Origin of the sequence: Bradyrhizobium sp. B120 (genome assembly GCF_049075665.1) — a bacterium.
GTDB lineage: Bacteria > Pseudomonadota > Alphaproteobacteria > Rhizobiales > Xanthobacteraceae > Bradyrhizobium.
In genome coordinates this window covers 6,066,185-6,081,270 of record NZ_CP185242.1, presented here as the reverse complement: position 1 = coordinate 6,081,270, position 15,086 = coordinate 6,066,185, and the positions used below count along the sequence as shown (strand labels likewise).

Below are 15,086 nucleotides of genomic sequence, written 5' to 3'. Positions count from 1 at the left end.
GCGCCCTTTCTTGCAATACTGACAATTCCTGTGGAGACCCAAATGTCCTTTCGTTCCATTGTTGCGTTTGCCAGCGTGCTCACGCTCTGGTCGGCGTCGGTCGCGGCGGAGACCATCAAGATCGGCGTGACGCCGGGGCCGCACGCGCAAATCCTCGAGGCCGTGAAGCCGATCGCGGCAAAGAACGGGCTCGACGTCCAGTTGGTCGAGTTCTCCGACTATGTGGTGCCGAACGCAGCGCTCGACGCCGGCGATATCCAGGCCAATTCGTTCCAGAACCAGCCTTATCTCGACAACCAGAAGGCCGATCGCGGTTACAAGATCGAGGCGGTGGGGCTGACGGTCAACTTCCCGATCGGCGTCTATTCCAAGAAGCACAAGAGCTGGGCGGAGATTCCGGACGGTGGCAAGATCTCGATCCCGAATGATCCGACCAATGGCGGCCGCGCCCTGCTGCTGCTGCGCGACAAGGGTGCGATCAAGTTGAAGGACGGCGTCGGGTTCAAGCCGACCGTTCTGGATGTCGCGGACAATCCGAAGAAGCTCAAATTCGTCGAGGTCGATGCGGCCCAGGCACCTCGTGCGCTCGACGATGTCGATGCCGCCGTGATCAACACGAACTATGCGACCCAGGCCGGCCTCGATCCGGTCAAGGACCCGATCCTGCGCGAGGACCCGAAGGGGCCTTACGTCAACCTGATCGCGGTTCGCGCCGCGGACAAGGACAAGCCGTGGGTCAAGATCCTCGTGGACAGCTATCACACGGCTGAGGTCAAGGAATTTGTCCTGACCAAATTCAAGGGCGCCGTGCTGCCGAGCTGGTAGCCGCGGCTGGCGACAAAACGCCGGTCGGAGTCAGGCCATGACCTTATTCGGCGGCGTCGGAGCGGACTGCGTTCGAGCGCAAGTGCCGGTAGCCCGCGCCGGGATGCGTGGCATGAAGGCGCGGTCCGCGCTCCGGGAACAGCTTTTCCCGTAGCGTGCCTTCGCGATAGGCCGTTTTGTACACGCCGCGTGATTGCAGTTCCGGCACCACGAGGTCGACAAAGGCGTCGAGCGATTCGGGTGCGACGAGACGGAACAGGTTGAAACCGTCGATGTCGGTGTCTTCGGCCCAGGCGATCAGCTCGTCCGCGACATCCTGCGGCGAGCCGACCACGAAGGGGGATCGTGCGCCGACGCGGCTCAGCGTCGCGAGATCGCCGACCTTGACTGGGCGGTCGCTCCGCAGGGTGAAGTTCTCCACCATCGACTGGATCGCGTTGCTCTCGACATATTGCACCGCCTGATCGGGGCGATAGGTCGAGAAATCGATGCCGGTCCAGCCCGAGAGCAGAGCGAGCTGCCCGGTCTGGTCGACATGTGCGGCATAGTCCGCGAGCAGGTCTTCGGCTTCTGCCCGGGTCGGCGCGACGATCACGGTCGCGCCGGCGAACAGGCGGATATCATAGGGATCGCGCCCGAACTCCTTCGCGGCGCTCCTGATGTCGTGGACGGCGCGGGCGAGAACTGGCCTGGTCTGCCCGTTGAGGAAGATGGCCTCCGCATGCCGTGCCGCGAAGGCGCGGCCGCGCTTCGAGGTGCCTGCCTGATACAGCAGCGGCGTCCGTTGCGGGGAGGGCTCCGCGAGATGGATGCCGTCGACCTTGTAGTGAGGCCCTTGATGGCGGACCGGATGGATTTTGGCGGGATCGGTGAAGATGCGCGCCGCGCGGTCCCGGCGCACCGCGTCATCCTCCCAACTGCCCTCCCATAATTTATAGCTCGCAGCGAGGAATTCTTCCGCTGCCTCGTAGCGTTCGTCGTGGGCGCGGTTCGCCTCGAGGCCCATGCCGCGGGCGCCGCTGTCGAGATAGCCGGTCACGATGTTCCAGCCGATTCGCCCGTTGGTGAGATGATCGAGCGTCGAGAAGCGTCGCGCGAGCTGGTAGGGGTGTTCATAGGTGAGGTTGGACGTGATGCCGAAGCCGAGATGCCTCGTGACGAGCGCCATGGCGGAGACCAGCAAGGTCGGCTCTGCGTTCGGCAATTGAACGGCGTGACGGAGCGCGGTGTCCGGATTGTTGTCGTAGACGTCATAGATACCGAACACATCAGCCAGGAAGATGCCGTCGAGCAGTCCTCGCTCGGCGGTCTTCGCATAATTGACCCAGTAATCGAGCGAGTTGTAGTCGAGCGAGGTGTCGCGCGGATGCGACCACAGGCCGGCCCAGTTGTGGCTAGGCGCCATCATGTTGAACGCGTTGAAGCGAAGCTCTCTCGATTTTGCCATCGACCTGTTCCAACCGTGATCGTGTCGAGACAACGTAGCAGTTTGCCTGTGCGACTTTGTTTTCTATTCGAACGGTCCGCGTAAAAATCCTGCTGCAGTGGAATTCCCGGACAGCACGTTACGCTCATTGATGCTCGCGGGCGGGGCGGACGCGTCCACGCAGCTCGGGCCGCGAGCCGTCATCGCACTGTGTGATCCGCGATCTCACGCGCCGGTACTCGCCGCCGCCACGAGAAACAAATGCGTCGCGCCGGATGTTCCGCCTGAAAAATTCAGGATGTCGTTCCGCGAGACGTCAGCACGTCCATCGCTATTTTCCTGGACATCTCGACAGCAGCAAAGTCGCTGCGCATCATTTCGCGACTTGCAACGCGTGGTTCACCGATCCCAGGAGAGTCTAAAATGCCGGTCGAAACGAAGAATCTTGAGACGCTCGCCCTGCATGGCGGGTCCTACCGGTCCGATCCCACGACCGGTGCGGTGGCGGTTCCGATCTATCAGACCACCTCGTTCCAGTTCGAGAACACCGATCACGCCTCGCGGCTGTTCGCGCTGGAAGCGATCGGGCAGATCTACACAAGGATCAAGAACCCGACGGCGGACGCCTTCGAGGAACGGCTGGCGGCGCTGGAAGGCGGCGTCGGCGCGCTCGCGGTGGCGTCGGGCCAGACCGCCTCGGCCTTTGCCATCTTCAACATCGCCCAGGCCGGCGACAACATCGTCTCTTCGACCGATCTCTATGGCGGCACCTGGACGCTGCTGTCGCAAACCCTGAAGCAGTTCGGCATCGAGGTGCGGTTCGTCGATCCAGCCGATCCGGAGAATTTCCGTCGCGCCACCGATGCGAAGACCCGCGCCTATTTTGCGGAAACTCTGCCCAATCCCAAGCTCAATGTGTTCCCGATCAGGGAAGTGGCCGACATCGGCCGTTCGCTCGGCGTGCCGCTGATCCTCGACAACACGGCGGTGCCGTTGATCGCACGTCCGTTCGAACATGGTGCCGCGATCGTGGTCTATTCGACGACGAAGTATATCGGCGGCCACGGCACGTCGATCGGTGGCGCGATCATCGATGGCGGCAACTTCGACTGGGCGGCCCATGCCGAGCGCTTTCCGCTGCTGACGCAGCCGGACGCCGCCTATCACGGTGCGATCTGGACGGAGGCGGCCAAGCCGCTCGGTCCGATCGCCTACATCCTGCGGGCGCGCGTCAAGCTGTTGCGCGATCTCGGCGCCGCGATCGCGCCGCAGAATGCTTTCCAGTTCATCCAGGGGCTCGAGACGCTGCCGCTGCGGCTGCGCCAGCACAATGAGAATGCCGTCAAGGTGGCGGACTTCCTGGCCAGGCACCCCAGCGTTTCCCACGTGATCTTCCCGGGATTGCAGGACGGGGAGAATCGCCGCCGCGCCGATACCTATCTGAAAGGCGGCTATGGCGCGCTGGTCGGCTTCGAGTTGAAAGGTGGTGTCGAGGCTGGTCGCCGGTTCATCGATGCGCTGAAGCTGTTCTATCACGTCGCCAATATCGGCGATGCGCGGTCGCTCGCGATCCATCCAGCCTCGACCACCCACCAGCAGCTTACCGGTGCAGAGCAAATCGCGGCCGGCGTCACGCCCGGCTATGTGCGGCTTTCGGTCGGGATCGAGCACCCTGACGACATCATCGCCGACCTCGTTCAGGCATTGGCCCAGGCCGAGGCAGGCAGCAGCGCCCGCAAAGCGGCGTGATCGCATTTGGTAAAATCGGAAACAGGATTGAAATGATGAAGACATTGTTGCGCCTGGCGCACGCGGCAGGCGTTCTCCTTGCCCTGATGGCGAGTGCCGTCGCCGACGAACCCCTCAAGATCGCAACCAGCGCCGGTCCGGTCGGTCAGCTTGCGGCGTTCGCCGCCAAACTGGCCAAGGACAAAGGGCAGGACGTCAAGGTCGTCGAGCTGTCCGATTGGGTCGCCTTGAACGAGGTGGTCAACAGCGGTGACGTCGACGCGAATCTGTTCCAGCACGGCACTTACCTTGCGATCCAGAACAAGCAGCGCGGCTTCAATCTGGTCCAGGTCGACAAGGTCGGCGTGATCGCGCCGGTCGGGCTGTTCTCGAAGAAGATCAAGTCACTCGACGAGATCAAACCCGGCGACAGCGTCGCGATCCCGAACGAGCCGCTCAACGGCGCACGTGGATTGATCCTGCTCGAGCGGGCCGGCCTGATCAAGCTGACGCCGGGCAAGGGCTTCGCGGTGAGCCGGTTCGACGTCATCGAGAACCCCAAAAATCTGAAGATCGTCGAGCTCGATCCGGCGCAGACCTATCGCTCGCTCGACGACGTCACGCTCGCACTCGTCAACATCACCTATTTGATCCCCGCGGGCGGCGATCCGAAATCGGCGCTGCTGATCGATCGCACGGTGGATGACGGACTGGTGCTGCGGTTCACGGCGCGGCCCGACAAGAAGGACGATCCGCGCCTCAAGGCCTTCATTCAGGTCTTCAACTCGCCCGAGGTGAAGAAATTCATCGAGGACAAGCTGCCGGCGTTCATTCCGGCCGGCTTCAGCAGCTAGACGCGCGTCAGTTCACGGCGGAGCGGGTGCTGCCCTGTTTCTTCAGTGCGGGAGAGCAGGGCAGCGAGTTCGGCGCACTGATTGCGGATGTCGGGGAAACGTGGACAGGCGGCCACGGCGAGAACCGTTGGCCGCGTGTCTCTTCAGCATGTGTCTTGGGCAAATGTCTCGGCTCAGCCGAAACCGCAGCGCGACAGTGCGCGGTCGGCTCAACTAGCCATGCGGCCCGAACAGGAAGAGCTCGTGTAGATCGCGCCGTCCATCGGGATGTGCGGCGCGGGCCAGCTTCCTGCGCCACCGCTGGAGTTGTCGGGTCATGCGACCGAGGGTGTGAAGCCAAGAGGATGCGAGGCGCATAAAACCTCCGTCGAATAGTCGTCGCCGTAAAATAGCACGTCTTTGCCCAGCTCGAACGCGAACCATGAGCAACGCGTCCAGTTTGCAATCAATGAGTCGAACCGTGCCGGCTGTACGGAACGGTCATCTCGTCCGTCGAACTGACAAGGGAAATTCATTCTCGGAGCGATCGCCGATCGGCGACGGCATTTCGAGATCTGAGTGGTGCTTGCGGAACGAGAGCCGCGTGAGCGCGCGCCATACCGAACGACGAAAGCTGATGTGCAACTAAGAAGCCGCTTGCCCCGTCGCCGCGTCTCGGCGCTCGCGGGCGGGCTCTCGTGTCGCGCACTTCGTTCGATCGCCATCCAGCGCGGGTCTGACATTCGTCACGACGGATCGGCGGCTATTGCCCCACAAGCCGGCCCCGGGCCGCTTGAGCGATGCGTGAGGTGCGACCCGGGCGCGGGGCGCCCTGCGGCGAGGACGGTTGACAGGGGGGAGCGCCCACTTTAATCACCTGACTAATTAATCAATTAATTAAGGTCCGAAACCCTAGGGAAAGAATCCGCCTGATGCCGGCTGGCCGTCGCTATCCGAAGCTGCCTACCCCGCGCGGTCGCGGCTTCGCCGGGCTGGACGACCAGGCGGCCGTCGGCGCCATGCAGACCGGCCTCGAACAGGCCGGAAATGGCTTTGTCCAGCATGCCGCATTCGTTGCCGCTCGGGCATGGCACAGCGCCGGCTCGATCCTCACGGGCGGCGACCCGGCGTGCGCCCCGATCGCTGCCGTCAGATCCCGCATGCAGGTCCGTTCACGCGTGCGCCGCTCGGCGTTGCGCGCTCGACAGCAATGTCGCGGATCGGCGCGGCCTGCCCGAACCAGGGTGGGCTTCATTCACCCGTACGACAAATGAGGAGTGAGGCGTAAACGATGGGACGTCGATCTGAGGTACTGATGGCGCAAGACACCGCCGGCACGGACAACCGGCGCGTGATACAGGTGGTATCGCGCGCATTCGACATCGTGCGTTGCTTCGAAGGTCGAAGCATACGCCTGGGCAATCGCGACATCGCCGATCGCTGCGGTCTTCCCCGATCGACGGTCTCCCGTCTCACCTTGACCCTCACCCAGATCGGTCAGTTGATCTACCTGCCGCAAGAGCAGAAATATGCTCTCGGTCCGCACGCCGCCGCGCCCGGCGTCCCGTTGTTTGCGGAGGGGTGCGACAAGCCCGTCTGCGCCGACGAGCGGGAGCGCGACACGGCGCAACCGTCGATGCTGATCAACTCGCGCTTCGAGTATTTCGAAGATCAGCGCAAGCCGGTTGCCGCGCCGCTTTCGGTCACACCACACCGCTGACGCCTCGGTCGGGACCATTCGGCGCGAGCTCACGGTCAAGAAACATCCAAAGCAAAGGGAAACGCATGTCTGAAGCATACATCATTGACGCGGTCCGCACGCCGCGCGGCATCGGCAAGCCGGGCAAGGGTGCGCTGTCGCACCTGCATCCGCAGCAACTGGCGGCAACGGTGCTCGGCGCGCTCAAGGAGCGCAACAAGCTCGATACGTCGACCGTCGACGACATCATCTGGTCGACCTCGACCCAGGAGGGCAAGCAGGGCGGCGATCTCGGACGCATGTCGGCGCTCGCCGCCGGCTACGACATCAATGCCAGCGGCACGACGCTGGATCGCTTCTGCGGCGGCGGCATCACCTCGGTGAACCTCGCGGCAGCTTCGGTGATGTCGGGGATGGAGGATTGCGTCATCGCCGGCGGCACCGAGATGATGAGCTATCAGCAGACCCTCGCAGCCGAGCGTTCCAAGGCAGGGCAGCCGGCGCGAATGATGGGCTCGGGCAATCCGGCGCTTGACGAGATTCACCCGCAGTCGCACCAGGGCGTGTGCGGCGATGCCATCGCTACGCGCGAGGGGATCAGCCGGGAGGCTTGCGATGCCCTGGCGCTGACGAGCCAGCAGCGCGCCAAGCGGGCGATCGATGAAGGCCGCTTCGCCAAGTCGGTGATCCCCGTCCTCAACGACGACGGCAGCGTCGCCCTCGGTCGTGAGGAATTCCCGCGCCCCGAGACCACGGCCGAAGGCCTTGCGTCGCTGAAGCCGAGCTTCGAGCAGCTTGCCGATTTCGACCTCGGCAACGGCACGACGTTCAAGAAGCAGATCCAGCGCCGCTACCCGAACCTCGAGTGGAAGGGCGTGCATCATGCCGGCAACAGCTCGGGCGTGGTGGATGGCGCCGCCGCGGTGCTGATCACGTCGAAGGAATATGCCGAGAAGCACGGCCTCAAGCCGCGCGGCCGCATCGTGGCCTACGCCAATCAGGGTGATGATCCGACGCTGATGCTCAACGCGCCGGTTCCGGCGGCCAAGAAGGTCCTCGCCAAGGCTGGCCTGACCAAGGACGACATCGACGTCTGGGAGATCAACGAAGCCTTCGCGGTCGTCGCCGAGAAGTTCATCCGCGACCTCGACCTCAATCGCGAGAAGGTCAACATCAATGGCGGCTCGATCGCGCTCGGCCACCCGATCGGCGCCACCGGATCGATCCTGATCGGCACGGCGCTCGACGAGCTCGAGCGCAGCGGCGGACGTTATGGTCTCGTCACCATGTGTGCCGCCGGCGGCATGGCACCGGCCATCATCATCGAACGCATCTGATCGCGAAAGGAACTTGCCATGAAACTCGATTCATCGGTCGCCGCCGTCGTCACCGGCGGCGCTTCCGGCCTCGGCGCAGCCACCTCGCGGGCGCTCGCGGCGCAAGGCGTGAAGGTCGCGATCTTCGACTTCAACGAAGAGAAGGGCGAAGCCATCGCCAAGGAAATCGGCGGCGTGTTCTGCAAGGTCGACGTCACCTCCGACGAGCAGGTCGATGCGGGCTTTGCCAAGGCCCGTGCGGCACACGGCCAGGAGCGCATCCTGGTGAACTGCGCAGGCACCGGCAACGCGGTGAAGACCGCGGGCCGGGACAAGAAGACCGGCGAGCCCACCCACTTCCCGATCGACGCCTTCAACCGCATCATCCAGATCAACCTGGTCGGCACGTTCCGCTGCATCGCCAAGTCGGCGAAGGGCATGCTGTCGCTGGCCCCGCTGGAGCACGGCGAGCGCGGCGCCGTCGTCAACACGGCGTCGGTCGCGGCCGAGGACGGCCAGATGGGGCAGGCGGCTTATTCAGCGTCGAAGGCCGGTGTCGTCGGCATGACCTTGCCGATCGCGCGCGACCTGATGGCCGATGGCATCCGCGTCAACACCATCCTGCCGGGCATCTTCAACACCCCGCTGCTGCAGGGCGCCCCGGAGAACGTGAAGGCCGCGCTCAGCGCATCGGTGCCGTTCCCGAAGCGTCTCGGCATGCCGGAGGAATATGCCCAGCTCGCGCTGACCATGATCACCAACGGCTACTTCAACGGCGAAGACGTTCGCCTCGATGGCGCCATCCGCATGGCCCCGCGCTGAGCATGATCCGGAAAAGTGCGAAGCGGTTTTCCCTCGCGACAAACGCGGAACGCGTTTGCGCGGAGATCATGCTCAAACAATAAGCACGGCAGCAGGAGACCAAAGCGATGTCAGAAGAAACTCCGGTCCTCACTGAAGTCCGCGGACCCATACTGATCATCACGCTGAACCGGCCTGAAGCCAAGAACGCGGCCAACCTCGCCCTCTCCAAGGGCGTGGCCGCGGCGATCGACCGGCTCGACGCCGACGATGCCCTCAGCGTCGGCATCATCACCGGCGCCGGCGGCACATTCTGCTCGGGCATGGACCTCAAGGGGTTCCTCAAGGGCGAGCGGCCCTCGATCCCGGGCCGCGGCTTCGCCGGCCTCACCGAGGCGCCGCCGAAGAAGCCGCTGATCGCGGCCGTCGACGGCTACGCGCTCGCCGGCGGAATGGAGATCGCGCTGTCGTGCGACATGATCGTCGCCAACCGCAACGCCAAGTTCGGGATCCCCGAGGTGAAGCGCGGACTGGCTGCCGCGGCCGGCGGGCTGATCCGCATGCCGCGCCAGATGCCGTTCCGCGTGGCGATGGAGTTCGCATTGACTGGCGAGTTCTTCGGCGCACAGCGCGCCTACGAGCTCGGCATCATCAATCGCGTGACCGATGGCCCGGCCCTCGACGCCGCGCTCGAGCTTGCCGCCGCGATCGGCGCCAATGGCCCGCTCGCCGTCAAGGCATCCAAGCAGGTGATCGTCGAATCCCGGCTCTGGCCGGAAGACCAGATGTGGAAGAAGCAGCAGGAAATCGTCGGTCCTGTCTTCGTGTCCGAGGATGCCCGCGAGGGCGCGGCTGCCTTCGCAGAAAAACGCGCCCCGAACTGGAAGGGCAAGTAAGGCAGCGCCTGTTTCGATAACGGAGCGCCGGTTTTGATTGCAGCAGAACCGGCGCTCCGATTTTTTTGTCAGTGCCGCGCGGCACACCGGCCGGTTTCCGCGCCGCTTGAGAGCGCCATTGGGTGAATGATGCGTAGCTTTACCGAAGATCAGGTCATTTTCCGCGACTCCTATCGCAAGTTCCTCGCCAGCGAGATCGCGCCCCATATGGAGGCGTGGCGGGAGGCCGGCATCGTCGATCGCAGCGCGTTCAGGAAGGCCGGCGATCTCGGCTTCCTGATGATCTGGCCCGAGGAAAAATACGGCGGGATGGGGGATGAGGACTTCCGCTATGAGCAGATCATCATCGAGGAGACCGCGCGCTCCGGCTGCAAGGGCTGGTTCAACACGCTGCACAGCCGCCTGGTCGGCTCCTATTTCAAGCGCTTCGGCACCGAGGAGCAGCGCGACCGCTTCCTCCCGAAATGCGTCAGCGGCGAGACCATCCTGGCGATCGCGATGACCGAGCCCGGCGCGGGCTCGGACCTCGCGGGCATGCGGACGACGGCGGAAGACAAGGGCGATCATTTCCTGCTCAACGGCTCGAAGACCTACATCTCCAACGGCATCAATTCCGACGTGGTGATCGTGGCCGCCCGGCTCGCGGGCGCCGAGAAGAAGCACGCCATGGTGCTCTTGATTGTCGAGCGCGGCATGGAAGGCTTCGAGCGCGGCCGCAATCTCAAGAAGATGGGCATGCCGGCGCAGGACACCGCCGAACTGTTCTTCCAGAACGTGCGGGTGCCCAAGGCCAACGTGCTCGGAGAACCGGGCCGGGGCTTCTACTATCTGATGGAAGGGCTTGCCGAAGAGCGGCTGATCTCCGCGGTCGGATCGATCGCCAATGGCCGCAAGGCGTTCGACATCACGCGCGCTTACGTGATGGATCGCAAATTGTTCGGCAAGCCGCTCGCCGAACAGCAGAACACCCAGTTCCGGATGGCTGAGATGGATGCCGAAATCGACCTCGTGCAGGTCTATGTCGATCACTGCGTGGCCGAGCACAATGCGGGACGCCTGACCAGCAATATGGGCGCCAAGGCCAAGATGATGTCGTCGGAAGTCGAGTGGAAGATGCTCGACCTCGGCGTGCAACTGCACGGCGGCGCCGGCTATATGGATGAATATCCGATCAGCCGGATGTTCACCGACGCGCGCGTCAATCGGATCCTGGCGGGAAGCTCCGAAGTGATGCGGCTGATCATCGGCCGCGATGTCTTCTCGGAGCACTACAAGAGCATTCTGGACTAGCTCTTCAGTCCAGCAGGCAATCTAGCTCCGGCCGCGCGTTACCCGCGCGCCTGCCGCAGCGGCTCGCGTGCGTGTTCCTTCGAGCGCATCAAGGCGTCGACGAAGATCGGCTCCCAGGAGCGGATGTGGCTGCGAAGCAGGGTCGGCAGCGCCTCGGTCTCGCCGGCGAGCGCGAGCTCGATCAGCCGGTAGTGCTCGGGCACCGAAGCCTGCTGCCGCTCGAGGCCGGCGCGTGAGCTGATGCCGTAGAGCCGCATCTTGTCGCGCAGGGTCATTACCATGTCGGTCAAGAGCTCGTTGCCGGCGGCCGCGATGAACTCGCGATGATAGTTGCGGTCGGCTTCGAGATAGAGCTGGACGTCGTCGGTCTCGACGGCCTTCGCGATCTCATCGGCCCAGCCGCGCACGGCCGGTAGATCCTTTGGAGGATTGGCGGCGACCAGCACGGCGGCGTGCAGCTCCAGCACCTCGCGCATGTCGAACAAATTGCGCAGCTCGGTCAGCGACGGCTCCACCACCTTGAAGCCACGGTTGCGCATCGGCTCGACCAGGCCGCCGCGGCTGAGCTCGAGCAGCGCTTCGCGCACCGGCGTCGACGAAACGCCGAGGCTCGCCGCGAGTGACGGCACCGAATACATCGTGCCGGGAAGGCTCTGCCCGGAAATGATCTCGGCGCGCACCCGCTGCAGCACCTGTTCGCGCAAATTCTGGTCCATGGGTGCCTCTCGCCGGGAGCTCCGATTCGTCCCTGATTATTACTTAGCCTTGACGCGGCCGGTAGCGTATGACGTAAATGTGTAACGCATTACAAGAATGCGTCACAAGGGCTGACTTGAACATGAGACAGCGGTGAGACAGCGGTGAAACAGCGGTTACCCGGCTATTGCACGCTTTGTCGCTCGCGCTGCGGTGCCATCACCGTGGTCGAGGACGGGCGCGTGGTCGGGGTCGAGGTATTAAATAACCACCCGACCGGTGGCGCGCTTTGCGCCAAGGGCCGGGCCGCCCCTGAAATCGTCGCCAGCCCGCGCCGTCTGACGGTGCCGCTGAAGCGGACCCGGCCGCGCGATGCCGCCGATCCCGGCTGGGTCGACGTGTCGTGGGACGAGGCATTAACCGAGATCGCCGACCGGCTCGGCAGGATCCGCGCCGAGAGCGGCGCCGAGGCGGTGGCGTTCGGCGTCACCACGCCGAGCGGCACGCCGATGGTCGACAGTTTTGAGTGGGTCGAGCGCTTCATCCGCGGCTTCGGTAGTCCGAACCTGATCTACGCGGTCGAGATCTGTGGCTGGCACAAGGACTATGCGCACGCACTGACCTTCGGTCGCGGCATCGGCTTTCCCGATTACGACAATGCCGATGCGATCATCCTGTGGGGCCACAATCCCGCCCGCACCTGGCTCGCTCAGGCGACACGGATCGCCGACGCGCGTCGACGTGGCGCCAAGGTCGTCGTCGTCGATCCCAAGCCGAACGGCTCGGGTCAGCAGGCCGATCTCTGGCTGCGCATTCGCCCGGGCGCCGATGGCGCGCTCGCGATGGGCGCGATCCGTCATCTCATCGCGACCGGCCGCTTCGATGCGGACTTCGTCGACCAATGGACCAATGGATCGCTGCTGGTCGATCGCGCGACCGGGCGTTTCCTGCGCGCCGACGCGCTATGGCCGGATGGTGCACCAGAGGCTTTCGTTCGTCTCGATGCGTCGGGCTTGCCGGTGGCTTGCGACACCCGCTGCGCACCAGAGCGCGGCGGTCGGCTGCGCGGCGCGCTGTCGATCCGTGCGCGCGACGGCCGGATGATCTCGGCGGCAACCGCATTCGAATTGCTGGCCGAGCGCGCCGCGCCCTATCCACCGGCGCGCGTGGCGGAACTGACCTGGCTGCGCATCGAGGACATCGACGCGTTCAATGCGCTGCTCGCGGCCCGGCCGCGGCTTGCCTATCATTCCTGGACCGGCGTCGGTCAGCACTCCAACGCCACCGCGATCGAGCGCGCGATCGCGTCGCTCTATGCGCTGACCGGCGCCTGCGATCGGCCCGGCGGCAACCGCTGGCCGGTGCCGCCGCCGACACGCCCCCTCAACGACTACAACATCCTGCCACCGGAGCAGCAGGCCAAGGCGCTGGGCATTGCCGAATTGCCGCTCGGCCCGCCGGCGAAGGGCTGGATCACGGCGCGCGATTTCAGCAAGGCGGTGCTGGAGGGCGAGCCGTACCGAGTGCGCGCGCTGGTCGCCTTCGGCACCAACTTCGTCGTTTCGCAAGGCCATTCGGAGCGCAACCGCGCGGCGCTGAACGCGCTGGAATTCCAGGTTCATATCGACATGTTCATGAACCCGACCGCGGAGAGCGCCGATTTCGTTCTGCCGGCCAGCACGCCGTGGGAGCGCGATGCGCTCAAGATCGGGTTCGAGATCACGCAGCAAGCCGTCGAGACCGTGCAGTTCCGCCCGCGCATGGTCGAGCCGATCGGTGAAGTGAAGGCCGATTACGAGATCGCCGCCGCGCTCGCGCTCAAGCTCGGCATGGGGAACTTGTTCTTCGGCGGAGACATCAAGGCCGGCTGGAATTATCAACTGGCGCCGCTCGGCATCGGTGTCGAGGATCTGCGCGAACATCCCGAAGGACGTCGCTTCCCGCAGGTCTTCCGCGATGAAAAATACGCCGTCACGCGCGAGGACGGAACGGCGGCGGGCTTTGCCACGCCGACGCGCCGTGTCGAGATCTATTCGGAGCTGATGCTGGGGCACGGGCATGACCCGTTGCCCGATCATGTCGAACCGGTCGGCAGCCCGCTCACGGCGGCGGCGGACGAACGCTTTCCGCTCGTGCTCTCCACCGCCAAGAGCGGCTGGTTCATTCACTCCTCCTGGCGGCATGTCGCTTCGCTGCGGCGAAAGTCGCCCGATCCGGCCGTCGAGATCAGCCCGCTGCTCGCCGAACGGCGCGGACTGGTGGAGGGCGACTGGGCCGTGGTGGAAACACAAGGCGGTGCCGTGCGCCTGAAGGTACGTCTCAATGCGGCGCTTGACGATCGCGTCGTCGTCGCCGAATTCGGCTGGTGGGAAGATTGTCCGCCGCTCGGCCGCGATGGTTCCGTGACGTCAGGCAGCCTTACGCGCAATATCAACGCGGTGCTGCGCGACGATGCGCGCGATCCGGTCAGCGGCTCCGTTCCGCTACGCGCGATCGTCTGCAATATCAGGCGGGACGACGTGGCCAGCCGCGGCATCTGGAGCGGCCGGCGGCGGTTCGTGGTTGGCGAGCGCAGGCCCGAGGCCGATAACGTCATTGCCCTCAGCCTGCGGCCGCTTGACGGAGGTCCGCTGCCCGGTTTCCTGCCGGGGCAACACGTGATGACCGCGTTGCCCGGCGCGACCGAGGCGCGCGCCTATTCGTTGACCGGATCGGGCAACCTGCCGCAAGCACTGTCGATCGCGGTGAAGGGACGTTTCCTCAATGAGGTTCGGAGCGACGACGCACCGTTCTTCATGCCGGATCGGCTGCATGGTCTCGCTGTTGGAGACGAGGTTCTGCTGGAGCCGCCGGGCGGCATCTTCACGCCGCCATTGAAGGGGCCGCGGCCGCTGGTCTTCCTCGCGGCCGGCATCGGCATCACGCCGTTCATCAGCCATATCGAGGCGCTGCAACGCATAGCGCCACAAGATCGCGTTGCCGAAATCCTGCTGCTGCACGGCTGCCGCAGCAGCCGCGAGCATCCGTTCGCGCAGCGGCTCGCCGAGCTGGAAGCCTGCACGCCGGGATTGACGCGGGAAACGTTCTATTCGGCCCCGCTGGCACAGGACCCGGTCGACGCGCATTCGTTGCGCAAGGGGCGGCTCGATCTCGAACAGGTCAAGCCGCTGTTGGCACGCCGGCCGCTGGTCTACATCTGCGGCTCGCCGGATTTCGTCACGGCCCAAATCGAGGCCGCTGTGGCGCTCGGTATCCCGCGGTTCGACGTCTTTGCCGAAAGCTTCGTGTCGCCGCCGTCGGTGCCGAGCGACCTTGCGCCGCGAACCATCCGGCTTGCGGGCAGCAAGCAAAGTTTCTCGTGGGGACCGGAGCAGGGGACACTGCTCGACGCCGCAAGTGCGGCGGGCGTTGCGCTGCCGAGCGGCTGCCGGGTCGGGCAATGCGAAAGCTGCGTGGTCGAGGTGGTCGATGGGGAGTTCACCCATCTCGGCCCAGTCGATGCGAGCGGGGGGCAGTGCCTTACCTGCCAGGCCGTGCCGCTCACCGATCTCACGCTCGCGCTTTGATGACCAAACA

General features: G+C 64.8%; 11 protein-coding genes and 1 pseudogene. 10 read left to right on the top strand and 2 right to left on the bottom strand.

All coding sequences use genetic code 11. From position 1 onward, the window contains the following. The first annotated feature begins 30 nt into the window (after positions 1-30). A complete protein-coding gene (locus ACOIX3_RS28340; protein WP_420965281.1) occupies positions 31-825 on the top strand; it encodes a MetQ/NlpA family ABC transporter substrate-binding protein in 795 nt (264 codons plus the stop codon). Between the two features lie 43 nt (positions 826-868). Here the strand turns inward: ACOIX3_RS28340 and ACOIX3_RS28335 are convergent, their stop codons facing one another. After that, on the bottom strand, positions 869-2,272 hold the full coding sequence (locus tag ACOIX3_RS28335) for an LLM class flavin-dependent oxidoreductase (RefSeq protein WP_420965280.1): 1,404 nt from the start codon (positions 2,270-2,272) through the stop codon (positions 869-871). A gap of 402 nt (positions 2,273-2,674) precedes the next feature. Between ACOIX3_RS28335 and ACOIX3_RS28330 the strand changes: the two genes are divergently transcribed. From ACOIX3_RS28330 to ACOIX3_RS28295, 8 genes and pseudogenes are all read left to right on the top strand, one after another. After that, positions 2,675-4,000, top strand: a complete 1,326-nt coding sequence (locus tag ACOIX3_RS28330; RefSeq protein WP_420965279.1) for an O-acetylhomoserine aminocarboxypropyltransferase/cysteine synthase family protein — start codon at positions 2,675-2,677, stop codon at positions 3,998-4,000. Positions 4,001-4,035: 35 nt separating this feature from the next. Further along, the gene (locus ACOIX3_RS28325) at positions 4,036-4,833 is read left to right on the top strand and encodes a MetQ/NlpA family ABC transporter substrate-binding protein (protein WP_420965278.1); all 798 of its coding nucleotides are present in this window, start codon (positions 4,036-4,038) and stop codon (positions 4,831-4,833) included. Positions 4,834-5,744: 911 nt separating this feature from the next. Beyond that, positions 5,745-6,086, top strand: a complete 342-nt coding sequence (locus ACOIX3_RS28320; protein ID WP_420965277.1) for a hypothetical protein — start codon at positions 5,745-5,747, stop codon at positions 6,084-6,086. Positions 6,087-6,103: 17 nt separating this feature from the next. After that, positions 6,104-6,367, top strand: a pseudogene (locus ACOIX3_RS28315) (helix-turn-helix domain-containing protein); the annotation flags it as partial. A 230-nt stretch (positions 6,368-6,597) separates the two neighbouring features. Continuing rightward, complete coding sequence (locus tag ACOIX3_RS28310) at positions 6,598-7,848, top strand: acetyl-CoA C-acetyltransferase (RefSeq protein ID WP_420965276.1); 1,251 nt, start codon at positions 6,598-6,600, stop codon at positions 7,846-7,848. Between the two features lie 18 nt (positions 7,849-7,866). Continuing rightward, positions 7,867-8,649, top strand: a complete 783-nt coding sequence (locus ACOIX3_RS28305) for an SDR family NAD(P)-dependent oxidoreductase (protein ID WP_223968897.1) — start codon at positions 7,867-7,869, stop codon at positions 8,647-8,649. Positions 8,650-8,756: 107 nt separating this feature from the next. Continuing rightward, a complete protein-coding gene (locus ACOIX3_RS28300) occupies positions 8,757-9,524 on the top strand; it encodes a crotonase/enoyl-CoA hydratase family protein (RefSeq protein ID WP_194459953.1) in 768 nt (255 codons plus the stop codon). Positions 9,525-9,653: 129 nt separating this feature from the next. Beyond that, positions 9,654-10,814 carry an acyl-CoA dehydrogenase family protein gene (locus ACOIX3_RS28295; protein ID WP_420965275.1) on the top strand — a complete coding sequence of 387 codons (1,161 nt, stop codon included), beginning with the start codon at positions 9,654-9,656 and terminating at the stop codon, positions 10,812-10,814. Positions 10,815-10,852: 38 nt separating this feature from the next. Here ACOIX3_RS28295 and ACOIX3_RS28290 read toward each other — a convergent pair whose 3' ends face one another. Then, complete coding sequence (locus ACOIX3_RS28290) at positions 10,853-11,530, bottom strand: GntR family transcriptional regulator (RefSeq protein WP_420965274.1); 678 nt, start codon at positions 11,528-11,530, stop codon at positions 10,853-10,855. 144 nt (positions 11,531-11,674) lie between these two features. Here ACOIX3_RS28290 and ACOIX3_RS28285 point away from each other — a divergent pair, with 144 nt between their 5' ends. Continuing rightward, positions 11,675-15,076 (top strand): molybdopterin-dependent oxidoreductase, encoded by a 3,402-nt coding sequence (locus tag ACOIX3_RS28285; RefSeq protein ID WP_420965273.1) that lies wholly within the window; start codon positions 11,675-11,677, stop codon positions 15,074-15,076. Positions 15,077-15,086: the final 10 nt, after the last annotated feature.